Origin of the sequence: Dactylosporangium sp. NPDC049525 (assembly GCF_040676755.1) — a bacterium.
In the GTDB taxonomy this organism is placed as follows: Bacteria; Actinomycetota; Actinomycetes; order Mycobacteriales; family Micromonosporaceae; genus Dactylosporangium.
The window spans coordinates 9,708-21,866 of sequence record NZ_JBFAPO010000071.1; the positions used below are offsets into that span (position 1 = coordinate 9,708).

12 protein-coding genes and 2 pseudogenes are annotated in these 12,159 nt (G+C 68.5%); 5 read left to right on the forward strand and 9 right to left on the reverse strand.

Annotation, left to right across the window (positions count from 1 at the left end):
- From AB0K00_RS50270 to AB0K00_RS50285, 4 genes are all read right to left on the reverse strand, one after another.
- On the reverse strand, positions 1 to 866 hold an 866-nt coding region (locus tag AB0K00_RS50270), incomplete at its 3' end, for a PrgI family mobile element protein (RefSeq protein WP_363537724.1).
- 8 nt (positions 867 to 874) lie between these two features.
- The gene (locus tag AB0K00_RS50275) at positions 875 to 1,864 is read right to left on the reverse strand and encodes a hypothetical protein (RefSeq protein ID WP_363537726.1); all 990 of its coding nucleotides are present in this window, start codon (positions 1,862 to 1,864) and stop codon (positions 875 to 877) included.
- Position 1,865: 1 nt separating this feature from the next.
- Entirely contained in the window at positions 1,866 to 2,207 is a 342-nt protein-coding gene (locus tag AB0K00_RS50280; RefSeq protein ID WP_363537728.1) for a pilin, read from the reverse strand.
- Positions 2,208 to 2,585: 378 nt separating this feature from the next.
- Positions 2,586 to 3,350 carry a hypothetical protein gene (locus tag AB0K00_RS50285; RefSeq protein WP_363537730.1) on the reverse strand — a complete coding sequence of 255 codons (765 nt, stop codon included), beginning with the start codon at positions 3,348 to 3,350 and terminating at the stop codon, positions 2,586 to 2,588.
- A 757-nt stretch (positions 3,351 to 4,107) separates the two neighbouring features.
- Between AB0K00_RS50285 and AB0K00_RS50290 the strand changes: the two genes are divergently transcribed.
- The 3 genes and pseudogenes from AB0K00_RS50290 to AB0K00_RS50300 form a co-directional block, all read left to right on the forward strand.
- Positions 4,108 to 4,929 carry a hypothetical protein gene (locus AB0K00_RS50290; protein ID WP_363537732.1) on the forward strand — a complete coding sequence of 274 codons (822 nt, stop codon included), beginning with the start codon at positions 4,108 to 4,110 and terminating at the stop codon, positions 4,927 to 4,929.
- Positions 4,881 to 5,399 carry a hypothetical protein gene (locus tag AB0K00_RS50295; RefSeq protein WP_363537808.1) on the forward strand — a complete coding sequence of 173 codons (519 nt, stop codon included), beginning with the start codon at positions 4,881 to 4,883 and terminating at the stop codon, positions 5,397 to 5,399. Before AB0K00_RS50290 ends, AB0K00_RS50295 begins: the two co-directional genes overlap by 49 nt.
- Positions 5,400 to 5,706: 307 nt before the next feature.
- Positions 5,707 to 6,576 (forward strand): annotated as a pseudogene (locus tag AB0K00_RS50300) (PhzF family phenazine biosynthesis protein); the annotation flags it as partial.
- A gap of 69 nt (positions 6,577 to 6,645) precedes the next feature.
- Here the strand turns inward: AB0K00_RS50300 and AB0K00_RS50305 are convergent.
- From AB0K00_RS50305 to AB0K00_RS50320, 4 genes are all read right to left on the reverse strand, one after another.
- A complete protein-coding gene (locus AB0K00_RS50305; protein WP_363537734.1) occupies positions 6,646 to 7,338 on the reverse strand; it encodes a hypothetical protein in 693 nt (230 codons plus the stop codon).
- Positions 7,335 to 7,829 (reverse strand): sigma-70 family RNA polymerase sigma factor, encoded by a 495-nt coding sequence (locus tag AB0K00_RS50310; protein WP_363537736.1) that lies wholly within the window; start codon positions 7,827 to 7,829, stop codon positions 7,335 to 7,337. Before AB0K00_RS50310 ends, AB0K00_RS50305 begins: the two co-directional genes overlap by 4 nt.
- Positions 7,830 to 7,917: 88 nt before the next feature.
- Positions 7,918 to 8,529 carry a transposase gene (locus AB0K00_RS50315; RefSeq protein WP_363537738.1) on the reverse strand — a complete coding sequence of 204 codons (612 nt, stop codon included), beginning with the start codon at positions 8,527 to 8,529 and terminating at the stop codon, positions 7,918 to 7,920.
- Positions 8,530 to 8,674: 145 nt separating this feature from the next.
- Positions 8,675 to 9,247 carry a TetR/AcrR family transcriptional regulator gene (locus tag AB0K00_RS50320; protein ID WP_363537740.1) on the reverse strand — a complete coding sequence of 191 codons (573 nt, stop codon included), beginning with the start codon at positions 9,245 to 9,247 and terminating at the stop codon, positions 8,675 to 8,677.
- Positions 9,248 to 9,304: 57 nt separating this feature from the next.
- Between AB0K00_RS50320 and AB0K00_RS50325 the strand changes: the two genes are divergently transcribed.
- Entirely contained in the window at positions 9,305 to 9,946 is a 642-nt protein-coding gene (locus tag AB0K00_RS50325) for an NAD(P)H-binding protein (protein ID WP_363537810.1), read from the forward strand.
- The gene (locus AB0K00_RS50330) at positions 9,943 to 10,851 is read left to right on the forward strand and encodes an SDR family NAD(P)-dependent oxidoreductase (protein ID WP_363537742.1); all 909 of its coding nucleotides are present in this window, start codon (positions 9,943 to 9,945) and stop codon (positions 10,849 to 10,851) included. The genes AB0K00_RS50325 and AB0K00_RS50330 overlap by 4 nt, the downstream gene beginning before the upstream one ends.
- Positions 10,852 to 10,970: 119 nt before the next feature.
- Here the strand turns inward: AB0K00_RS50330 and AB0K00_RS50335 are convergent.
- Positions 10,971 to 11,700 (reverse strand): annotated as a pseudogene (locus tag AB0K00_RS50335) (IS256 family transposase); the annotation flags it as partial.
- Positions 11,701 to 12,159 lie beyond the last annotated feature (459 nt).

A 12,159-nucleotide genomic window follows, 5' to 3' on the forward strand; every position in this document is an offset into this window, starting at 1 on the left:
CTGGCCCTGTCACTGGCCCTGTCACTGGCCCTGTCACTGGCCCTGTCACTGGCCCTGTCACTGGCCCTGTCACTGGCCCTGTCACTGGCCCTGTCACTGGCCCTGTCAGCCGGCCCGACACTGGTCCGGTCTTCGGCAGCTGGACCGGTGACCGCAACTGTCACCGTCCGCGACAGCGGGTCCCGGTCGTGGACCAGGTCGTCGAGGAACGCCGCGTAGTCCCGGGCGGCGTCGGCCAACGCCGGGTTGCTCAACGCATCGGCGGCCGCCGAGATCCGCCGTGCATGCCCGGACAGGTCGACGCGTTGCGCGGAGATGACAATCTGCACCGGGTCGCTGAGGCTGTTGAGCCACCGACCGAACGCGGCGAGCAGCGCGGCCTGCTCGTCCCCGGTCCGCAGCCTGATGTTGACCGTCGTACACGCGACCAGCACCACGGCCCGCGCCCCAACGTTGATCACCCCGGACTCGGCGACCGCTGTCACCGGCAGCCGCAACATCGGCAGCATCGGCACCGGCGGCGACGCTGCCGGCGCCCAATCCGGCACCGGTCTCCCGGCCTGCGGCGTGAACCGGCGCGGGCTGCGCCAGTGCCGGACGGCGGCGAGCACCCACCGATCCATCGACACACCATCGCGGCGGCCGAGCGCCAACACGACCGCCACCCCCGCATACGGGAACAGCACCGCGAACAGCACCGGCCGCGGCACCGCACCGCCGACAACCCGGTAACCGCCGTACGCCGCGACCGCCGCGACGGCGAGGACCGCCAACTGCCGCGCCGTCAACCCGTAAACGATCTTGTCCGGGGTGTCGACGTCGGCGGGGATACGGGCCGTCGGTTCAGCATCCGGATCCTGATGCATGCGCGCTCCTAACTGACTGATTGGCGGGTTGTCCGGCGCAGGCCACCTCCGCGGCTGGTGCCAACGCTGGCCGCGCGGCCGCGGCGACCGATGCCAAGGCGGAGCCGTTGGGTGAGCTGCTGGACGAGCACGACCCGCAGAACCGTCCCGACCATGTTCGGTTTCGCCTGCGTGACGTACTTGCGCATCAGCCCGGGGATCTTCACGATCGCCCAGAACATGCACAAAATGATCAACAGATTCAGCACGCCACTCGACTGTCCCGGCAGACCCAGCACCGGAAAATTCGCGCCAGGACTGAGGAAGATCGTCAACGTCGTGTGCAGCGTGACAGCCTGCATCGTCACCGTCGCGAGGGTGGCGCCGAGCGTCCGCCACCACAACCTCGCCACCCCCTCGGTCTGTGGAGTGCCGTGCAGTGCCAAGGCGATCGGAGCAACACCCACCACCACGATCAGCAACCCGACCCTGGTGACCCACTGCACCAGCATCAACCCGACCAACACCGTGATGAGCAGCGCCAACAGCAGCAACAACACCGCTTCCGGCGACCGCTGCTGTTGCGTGCCGACCGACTCGATCGTCATGCTGCGCAACAGCCGCATCGATTCCGGCGAGCTGACATCCTGCCCCGTCAACGCAGCTGTGACCGCGTTCGCCGTGGCGATCGCGCCGGAACACACCGGCAGCGCGAAGTTCGCCGCGATCAACCCGATGATCAGCCGGGGAACGAGCTCCCCGACCCCGAACCGGCTCTGGATGGTGTCCCGGCCCAGCACCAGGACCGCCACCCACAACCACGCCACCACGTAGCAGGCGTTCACCATCTGCAGCGACGTGTCCGCGAACGCGGCCACCTGCGGCAACGTGGTGACATCGGGATTCTCGAAGACTGTGCTGGCAAGCAGATCCCACAACGCGTTCAGCGACGCGAGCACCACCTTGGCGAACCCGTCGATGATCGGCAGGAGGACGTTGTCGCCGATCCAGTCACCCATCTCAGCCGCCGATCCAGCCCTTGACGATACCGAGCAGCACCGGCGCCAGCACCGCCAGCGCGTAGCCTTGCAAACTGTTCTTGAACGCCGAGTTCGACTTCTCGATCTCCGCCGGGTCGCCGCCGGCCGTCATCCGGCGCAGCCCACCCACCGTCAGGAACAGCGTGGCGATCCCGATCAGAATCCCGGTGACCCAGTTCGTGATGTTCGTGATGATCGCAGTGATGCGAGCCGTCGGGTTCGGATCGGCCGGCGGTGCGGCCCACGCCGGCACGGCAGTGGCCGCGACGATCAGGACGGTCACAACGATTGCTGTGACACGGTTCGTGATGCGGCGGTACATGATGGCACCTCCCGCCCCGCGCAGCGGGGCTCCAAGTCGGGATGAAGGGCGCCACCGGGAACCGGGACGAGGCCGAGGGAGCAGCGCTCCTTCCAGCCGTCAGTGATCGAGTGCGAACACGGCCACACAGGCCGGCCGCGCCCCGATCCCCGAGGCGCCGGCACCGAGTTCTGCATGAGTCCGATGCCTTGCCACCGAATGCCTGCCATCCGGTACCCAACACCGCCCTGTTGGCTGGACCGGCGTCCAACAGCACGTCAACAACCGAACCCGCGTTGACCCTCGCCGTGCCCTGTTGGCTGCTGTTGCCCGCTGCGCGGCGTTGCACGGCAGGCCTGCCAGCGGACCCGGTCAGCGGACCCGGTCAGCGGGACCCGGTCAGCGGACCCGGTCAGCGGACCCGGTCGTGGTGCGCTGCACGCTGCCGCCGATCTGATCCGATCCGCCGCTGCTGTCGTCACGCCGTCCCGAGCGGATCGGCACGAACGCGAGGTCGCCGGCGTGGATCGCCGCCGCCAACCGCTCCTCTGCCCTCCGCCGCCACGACGAGGCCAGACCCGCGCTGATCCCCAACTGCTCAGCACTCTGCGCCAGGGTCGTCTCACCCAGCCGGGTCGCGCCGATCAGCATCGCCTCGGCAGCGTCCAGAACCCCCGCCGCCACCGCACGGACCAGGACCAGATCCGGATGGTCCCACGGCTGCAACGGCGCGAGCGGCCCGGCCACACCAGTCCGCACGAGCTGGGCGTCGGACTCACGGTCCCGGGCCTTGCGGGCCGCCCGCACGCCGGCGTCGATGAGCCGCCCGCAGATGCGTGACTCCTCGACGTCCACGGTCTGCAGCCGCGCGACGAACCCGACAATGAGCTCCGAGTCCAGATCGTCAGTGTCGCCACGCCAACCGGCGGCCAGTATTCCGGCCACCCGGCGCAGCCCTGGCATCGCCACCCCGACCGCGCCGATCACCCATGCCGGCCCGTCCCGACGCGCCCTGCCCACCAATTCCCGCCAGACGGCATCGCGGACCTCGACCGGCGTCTCCCACGCCAACAGCAACCGGCGCAGCTCATGCAACGGCACCATCCGGTCCGGGAGCCCATCGAAGCCACGACCGTCGAACCCGACCTGCGTCGGTGCGTGCACGAGCAGATCGAAGGCACGTTCGGCCGCGTCCAACGGCGACGTCGGCCACCGCGCCGACGAGAAACGCGAACGCCGGACAGACGGTCGGTCAGGTTGCTGTACAGCAGACATGCGCGCAACTCCCCACGACAGGTCACACCACCCCGCTGGTGATGCCACCCCCATCCGCGCACGCCGACCCAACACCATCACCCAACCGGACTGCCTCCACCCACGCCCGTTGGGTCAGGCCGACAACCCCTCAACCCGTCCGGCACCAACCGCAGCAGAAAGCCGCGCACCTGCCGCTCCCCGAGTCGTACCTTCGCCGCAGTACCTTTCGTTCGGTGCTGTTATCGGTGCAGCCGCGTGTCGCCGAAGGTTGGTGCTGTCCGGGCCGTCAGCGCACCACACCGATCGCGTAGGCCGAGGCAGACCAGTTCGGACTGCGACCAACTGCGGCTGGCACCCGCGAATCCAGTTCGCCTTCAGCGCAGCCCTACCCCCGCCGCACTGGCCAACAGCAGTCCAGCGTTGGGCGCCGAACACCCAACGCTGCTGCGGTGTTGGGCACCAGTTGGGTACGGCATACCCAACAGGCACCCAACAGGTACCAACAGAGCTGCATGGTTGGGTACCTGTTGGGCGTGGCGGCCCCAACGCCGTTGCCCTGTTGGACGCTGTTGGCGTTCCAGGCCCCTGAATGCCGTCGTTCGCGGCACGGTGTTGGGCCCTTAGGCGATGCGAACACGGCTATCAGCGCGGGAGCCACCCGCCCATGACGCAACGACCCGAACGGCGCCCGGCCCGCGCCCCGCACACCGAATCGCTGCACGAGCTCGCTGACATCTGCCATGACGCGCCACACAGCGATCCGATCATGCGGATTGCCGTGTGGCGACTCGGCGGCAGCGATGACGACCACCACGACGCCGACTCGAACGTCACCTTCACGTCGAGGCTGGCCAGGCAACTCGTCCTCATCTACAGCAACCGCGGAGACACGATCCTCGACCTCGACACCGATCCCCATCTGCGCGCGGCGGCTCGTGCCGCTGGCCGCGGGTACCTCGCCTTCACCGACACCGCCGACATCGCCACACTCGACGATCTACGCCCGGCCGACCAGCCGATCGGTCTCGTCACGATGCGATGGCCAAGAACCAGCCATTCTGGTATCACCTCACCAGCCGCAGCGCTCGCGGACCTGTTCCTCGCCTGCCGGCTGATGACCGGGGGCAGGGCAACGGTCATCGTCGCCATTCGTCCGGCCACAGCCACGGATACGGATGCCCTCGCCGACCATGAGCAGAGCCTGCGCACCGCAGCCACAGCAGCCGATTTCGTCCATACTCAACAGATCATCGCGATCAGCGCACCGGGCCATGCCGATGCCTTCGTGTACTACGCCAACCCCACGGAAGCAGCAGACACCGCTGCAAACCAGTCGGCGTCGTCCATCAATCTCGTGGCGTTCACACCGATGCCCGCATCCACGAGATCTAGACCGCGTCGGGCTGTACATACGGCGCGGACCGGGTCCGTCGACAGCTGCGACGCGCCGGCATCCGGGTCGGCCGGAAACGTGTCGAGCGGCTGACGGCCGACCAGGGCTCGCAGGGCGCGTCCTGCGCAAGAACAGGGGCGAAGGCCTGGTTGGACAGGTGTGGGGGAGCCGGCGTTGGCGATGGTCACCGCGCAGCCCGGCCAGGCGGCGTGCGCGGCGCCGGCGGCCAGTGCGGCCGGCACATCACCCGGCAGCCACACCGCAACGGTCAATACCCGGCCCGTCCAGCCGCACTCCATCTCGACATGCGGTGCCCCGTGCCGCAGCCGCCACCACGAGACGGTGAGCAGTTCCCGGACCGTCGCCCACCAGGCGATCACTCCGGCGGGGTCGACCTGCGGCGGTGGCGTGATCCGCATCTGCCGGGCACCCACGAGCAGCCGCCGGTGCCGCCCGTCACCGACGACCCGGACCACCCAGCCGTCACGGCGAGCGGGACGCAACCGGCCAGCAGCCACGGCCAGCACGCCGCCACCGCCTCGACCAGCGCTCTGACCCGGTGAACCCGCCCACACGCCGCCACCTTCGGCAGCCGCCGCTGCGGCCGGGCACCATGACCCGGCCGTCACCACCGCACCTGCTCGCCGTCGATGCGGCCATCGAGGTCCTCGTCGAGGTCGTCCTCGTCGACGGCGGCCAGGTCGGCGTCGACGTGATGCTCGGGCTCATCCGCGACACCCCCGGACGCAGCGCCGCCCCCCGAACGTCCGTTACGCCAGAAAACGATCCTCGCAGGCGCGAGGCGACCGGCGCGGCGTCTCCGCTACAGGCCAGGAGCGCCGCGCTGCGCCCACGACCTGTGACCATGGCACCATCGCCGCGCAAGCCGTCCTGCTGCACCGCAGCGGCGCCACCGAGCACCACGGCAGCCAGCGCACCGCAGCCCGCACCTTCGCCACGACCGCCATCCGCCGCCACAACGGCATAGAGGTCTGGTTCGACCAAGGCGTCATCGCCCTGGCGGACTATGCCGACGCCACTGCCGACGCCACTGCCGGCGGCATAATCGCGGCCCTCGACCTGCAGCGAGCGGACATCGCCGCCGACGTACGGGTCGCCTCGCCCGGCACGCCACGACTTCTCGTCCCTGTCCGGGATCACCTGACGCTGCAGTCCATGCAGCCCGACTTCGATCGGCTGGCAACCGAGTGCCGCCGACTCGGGTATCTCGGCTGCTTCACCTACGCACTGTCGCCGACCGCAAGAACGGCCGCGGCCCGCATGTTCGCCCCCACGATCGGCGTCAACGAGGACATCGCGAACGCCAACAGTGTCGGCTGCCTTGCCGCCCACCTGCTCGACACATCCGGCAATGGCGAAATCGAGATCCACCAGGGTGACACGCTCCGGAGACCGTCATCGATTTCCGCCAGCGCGACATGTACTGGATCCGGCATCGTCGCCAGAATCGGCGGAGTGGCCGACCTCGGCACGCCCATCGATCTCCGTGCACCAAAAGCCGTCGAGCCACCTTCCCCGACGATGATCGGATGCACGGTCATCGACCGAGCGACTGCCGAAGATTTGTATGTCGCGCTCTACGAGGTCGGAGAACACATCGCAGCTGGCGCACCTATTACTCCACCCGCCACCGAGGAGATCGAGCGGCTCGGCAGTTTCCTGCGCGGCCTCGGGCACGCACTTGGGCGTCGTTGCTCTCCGTATTGTGATCATCTGTAACAGTCCAGGCACCACGCGAGACCTGCGGCAGATCTGTATCTGCGCCCCGCCCGTTCTCCCGCGGGCAGTTCAATTCATCGCGGTGGCCCACGCGGCGGCCATCGAAGGGCTGTAGTACCGGGTGAAACCGCAGCCCCACGCGATCGCGTCGGCGAGCGGCGCGCCACCCCAGCGGGGCATGCCGGACACGAGCAACCGGGTGCCGATCTGATAGGCAGGGGCGCCCTCGGCGCCCGTTGCGCCCCCCGCGGCGGGCGACGCCATGTCCACCACGGCGGTGCCCGCGGAGCCACCCTTGAACCAGGTGTGCACCTGGAAGGTCACCGATCGCAGGTCCAGGGGGACGGGATGCGGGCTGCGCTCGGTTCGTGCCGGTCCGATGCCGGTCACGGTGCCGTCGAAGGCGAAGGCGTTCTCGGCGAGCGCCTGCGGTGAATACGCCTTGACGCAGGACTGCGCCGCGCCGAAGGCGAGCGGATCGCCCGGCTCGACCCCGGCCGGCAGATCGGCCGCCGGCGCCGACGCGACCGGCGCGGACGAGGAGGTGACCGGCGGCTGCGCCTGCGGCGTCGCGGCCGGCCGGTAGACGCCGTACACGCCCGCCGCGATGATCACCGCGGTCGTGGCCGCCGACACCGTCAGGGTCCGGCGCCTGCGGCGGACCCGGCGCACCGCCGCGGCGGCCACGGCCAGCTCGTCGGGGGCGTCGGCAGCGTCGGCGGCGAACAGCTCGCGCAGCTCGCGCTCGGTCGACTGGTTCATCGGGTCTCCCTCTGTGCGTCGATGGCCGCGGGCCCCCGCAGGCTCGCCAGGGCACGCGAGGCGGTGGCCCGCACCGAGCTCTCGCTGACCCCCATGGCCGCGGCGATCGCCGCGTCGTCCAAGTCGGCGTAGTACCGCAGGACCAGCACTGTGCGGGCGCGCGGGGCGAGCCTGCTCAACAGCACCCGCATCTGGTCCCGGGCGGCCACCGCGTCGGCCGGGTCGGCCATCGTGGCGCCGGTCTCCTTGCGCAGGTCGGCGGGCCGCTCCGTCGTCCAGCGTCGGCGACGCCAGCTCAGATGCGCGTTCACCAGCATGCGGCGTACATAAGCCTCGGGGTTTGCCGCCGCGCGCACCCGCTTCCAGTGCCGGTACGCATCGGCCAGCACGGTCTGGGCCAGATCCTCCGCCACCTGCCGGTCGCCGCTCAGGACGAACGCCAGGCGCACCAGCGACCGGCCATACCCCGCCACGAAATCCTCGAACGACACGCCCGCTCCCGTCAGTGCTCCTCACCAGAAGGACGCATCGGCCGTCGCCCCGCGCTGCACACCCGCCCTGGGTACAGATCTTGAACGGCTAGGTTGAGTCGGGTTCGAGGGTCAGTCCGGTGTGGGCGAGGAAGCCGTCGATGAGGTCGGGTTGGTACCGGATGCTCTTGGGCCGGTGTTTGATGATCGCCTGGAGTTGTCCGACGCCGCGGACGGCGAGGTTGCCGATGCTGCGCTTCAGGTGCGACCAGACCGCTTCGGTGGGGTTGAGGTCTGGTGCGTAGGCGGGCAGTCGGATGACGTGCAGCCAGTCCCGGGCGGCGGTGAGCTGCCGCATCGCGGCGCTGACATGGGCGTTGAGATTGGCCCAGCGATTCGACGAGATGGCGTGGGAGCGGCACCGCACGGGGCAGGCATTCACATGCCAGTTGGCTGATGCCGCTGGCCGCTTTCGGGTCCAGTGGGGCGAGGTCGTCGAGTACCTGCCGTTCGGCGATGAGGAACAAGTCGCTGGATGCAGGTCAAGGGCCGGCGCCAGCCGCCGCAGCAACAGCGCGTTGGCCTCGGCGCCGCCGTACACCGACGCGACGTCGGTTTCTGCGACAGGCGCCCGCCTAGCGAGCGAGTTGACGTTGAGGCCGCGCAGATCAGCCAGCCGCATCAACTGCACACCGAACAAAGGCGGGGTCTTCGCCGTCATACCGTAGGGGTCGCCACCCCGTCGACGTGCACTGCTGCACGCTGGTCGGCGGCATGAGCGCGCACGTGATCAGGCCGCGGGCGATGCGGCTCCGCTCCCATGATCAGCCGACAATGGGGAGGAAGGTTTACCAAGCCGGGGAAGTTCACTGGTCGGTAGACCAGGTGCCCAGGGCGGCGATGGCGGCTTCGATGAGGCTGGGATCGGTCGGAGCACGTTCGATCGTGCTGCGGTAGTAGATCGGCCCGATGGCCATGGCCGCGGCGTCCCGGCTGGTCAGTGTGAGGGTGATCTCGCCGCGTGCCTGGGCGTCGTCGAGGGCGCCCGCGAGACGGTTGGCGAGGATGTCGGCGAACTGCGCGCGTCGGGCGTCCATGTTCTGGTCCCACAGGGCGGAGTTGGCCAGAGTCGTGGACACGGCGCGCACATCGTCGAGATCGAGTTGCCGGGCGATCGCGGTCAGTTCCAGACGAAGCCACGCCCGGGTGGGAACGGTGGGCTTGTCCAGGAACGGCATCGGGACGGTGGCCATCGCCTCGACGAGGAGAAGTTCAGCCCTGGGCCAGTGGCGATAGACCGTCGCGCGTCCCACTCCCGCGCGGCCGGCGACCTGCACGTGCGTCACCGCGGCCGGGCCGCCTTCCAGCAGTAGCTCACGGGCGGCGTTCAAGATCGCTTCCCGGCTTCGCAGGAATCGGGGGTCTGCCTCGCTGGTCATGAGCCAATCTTATGAGACAACTTGACTCGAAGTGCTGGGGGTGTGCATCCTTCACGTATGAGACAGTGTGTATCACAGAAGGCGACGATAGCCGTCCTCGGAGCAACCGGTGCCACCGGACGGCACGTGGTGTCCACGGCGCTGCAACGCGGGCACGACGTGATCGTGCCGGTCCGCCGGCCCGGAACGATCCCACCGATGGAGGGCCTTGTCGAAGTAACCTGGCCCGACGTCACGGACGTTGCGGCCCTCACGCACGCCCTGCCGGGCACGGACGTGGTGATCAGCACTCTGGGCGGAGCGGACAAGGGGCCGACGACGGTCTGCACCGATGGCATCCGCTCTGCGGTCACAGCGATGAAGGCAGCCGGGGTGACCCGCCTGATTGCCGTCAGCGCGCATGGCGTGCTGGAGACGCACGACATGTCGCTGTACTCCTTCGCGGTGTGGGCGAATGTGGCCGAGCGAATGCGCGACAAGGAGACGATGGAGCCGCTCATCACCGCCTCCGGCCTGAACTGGACGATCGTGCGGCCACCGAAGCTGTCAGACCACGAGGCGATCGGGACGTACCGTGCCGGCCCCGACCTGCCGATCCGGCTGTGGAGTTCCGTCGGACGCGCCGATCTCGCCGCGTTCCTGGTCGACGAGGCCGAGACTCCGCAGTACCCATGCGCCTACCCACGGATCACCCGATGAACGCCGACATCCCCGACCTGACACACAAAGTCGCCGTCGTCACCGGCGCGACCGGCGGCATGGGCCAGATCATCGCCGCCGACCTCGTCCGCGCAGGTGCGCACGTGGTCACCATTGCCAGAAACCCCGCTCGCGCGGATGCGCTGCGGGCACGCATCGGCTCGCAGGCAACAAACCGGCTCGACGTCATCGCCGCAGACCTGTCCCGGCGCGCGGACGTCGTGACCGCCGCGAACACCATCCTGGACCGTCACGACCAGATCCACATTCTGATCAACAACGCCGGCGCCCACTTCCCCGAACACCGCGTGTCGGCAGACGGCATCGAGATGCACATCGCCCTCGACTACCTCGCCGCATACGGCCTCACAACCCTCCTGCACGTCCCGCTACGACACGGCCAGGCCCGCGTGGTGAACGTCGCCAGCGACACCCTCAACGACACCCGGCAGATCAAGCTTGCAGGCAAGCCCCGCCCGGCGACCCTCGACCTGGCAGACATCAACGACCTCGCAGAACTCAACCCCGCTGCCGGGTTCGCGCCGTTCGAGGCCTACGCACGCGCCAAGCTCATGACCGTCACCGCTGGCTATGCACTCGCCCACAACCTCGCCGCTGACGAAGTGACCATCAACGCTCTGCACCCCGGCATCGTCGCCACCGACATCATCGACGACCTCGTACCCCCGCTGCTACGCCCCATGCGCACACTGATCCGCCGAAGCTTGCTCACCCCCACCGAAGGAGCGAACAGCGCAACACGCATCGCAACCGACCCCCGCCTCTCGGGTGTGACCGGCCGATACTTCAACCGCGACACGGAATCAACCACCCCGCCGGTATCCCACGACCCCACCACTCAGCAGAGACTCCTCACACTGAGCCACACTCACTTCGCCAACTGACAACAGCGCCCCGTAGTCCTTCGAATGAGGTAAGTCCGGCCCAATGCTCCAGCGCGCGCACATCGGCAGGTCCAGAAGCCTCGGGACTATCTCGTAAACGGTGTTTCCGGCGTTGATCGTCAGTAGGTTTCAGCGGCCGGGAAGTGGTCGCTGAAGGTGATGGCGAACGCGTTGAACACGGGCTTGCAGCGCATCGTCCATCGGGCCCTGCCGGTTCCGGTCGGGTTCAGGGACCGAGTCACGAGATAGAGGCACTTTAGCGCGGCCTGCTCGTTGGGGACGTGGCCGCGGGCCTTGATCGCCCGTCGGTAGCGGGCGTTGAGGGACTCGATGGCGTTGGTCGAGCAGATCACCGTGCGGATCTCCACGTCATAGTCCAGGAACGGGATGAACTCGTTCCAGGCGTTGTCCCACAACCGGATCACAACCGGATACCCACTGCCCCACTTCTCGGCGAGGTCGTCGAGCGCGGCCCTGGCCGTGGTGGCGTTGACCGCGGTGCAGATCGGTGTGATGTCGCGTTTGAGTTCGTCCCAGTACCGGCGCGAGGTCAGCCGGAACGTGTTGCGGGATCAGGTGGATGATGCACGTCTGCACGATCGTTTGCGGCCACACGTTGGTGACCACCTCGGGCAGTCCTTTCAGCCCGCAGACCAGGAAGAACACGTCCTTGACGCCGCGGTTGCGCAGGTCGGTCAGCACCGACATCCAAAACTTCGCGCCCTCACCACCGGAGCCGGCCCACAGCCCCAGGACGTCTTTGTCACCGTCCAGGGTGACCCCGATCGCCGCGTAGAACGGTCGGTTCGTGACCTGCCCGTCGCGCACCTTGACGAAAATGGCGTCGATGATCGAGCGCGCGTGCGCGTCGGGCTCCGCGATGTCCTCGTCGGGTGGGATGGCCCATCGCAGCACAGCCTTGCCCCCAACCGGCTCCAGCGTCAGCGGATACGCCTGTCCGTAGGCTCCGCCACCGGTGAATCGCTGGAGCTCGATCGGTGTCCAGGTGATGCAGAGGATCGGACAACCGGCCACCTCGATCACGCCAGCGCCCAACGGATGCTGCCACCCGGCTCGCCAGCCGAGATGGTGGTGGCTGTGCGGGAAGACGGATGCCAGGTGCTGGTAGTGGCCGTGCGCGGCCGCCCAACGGTTGATCGCGGCCTTCCGCTCGTGCGCCGTATCAATCGACAGATCCAGCCAGCCGTGCTGGTGGTCGTTCCAAAGGGCCGGGATCGGGGGCACGTCGAACTGTGCCCACGCCTCGGTATCACCCTTGCCCCAGATCATCAGATCGGCCAGCCCGTT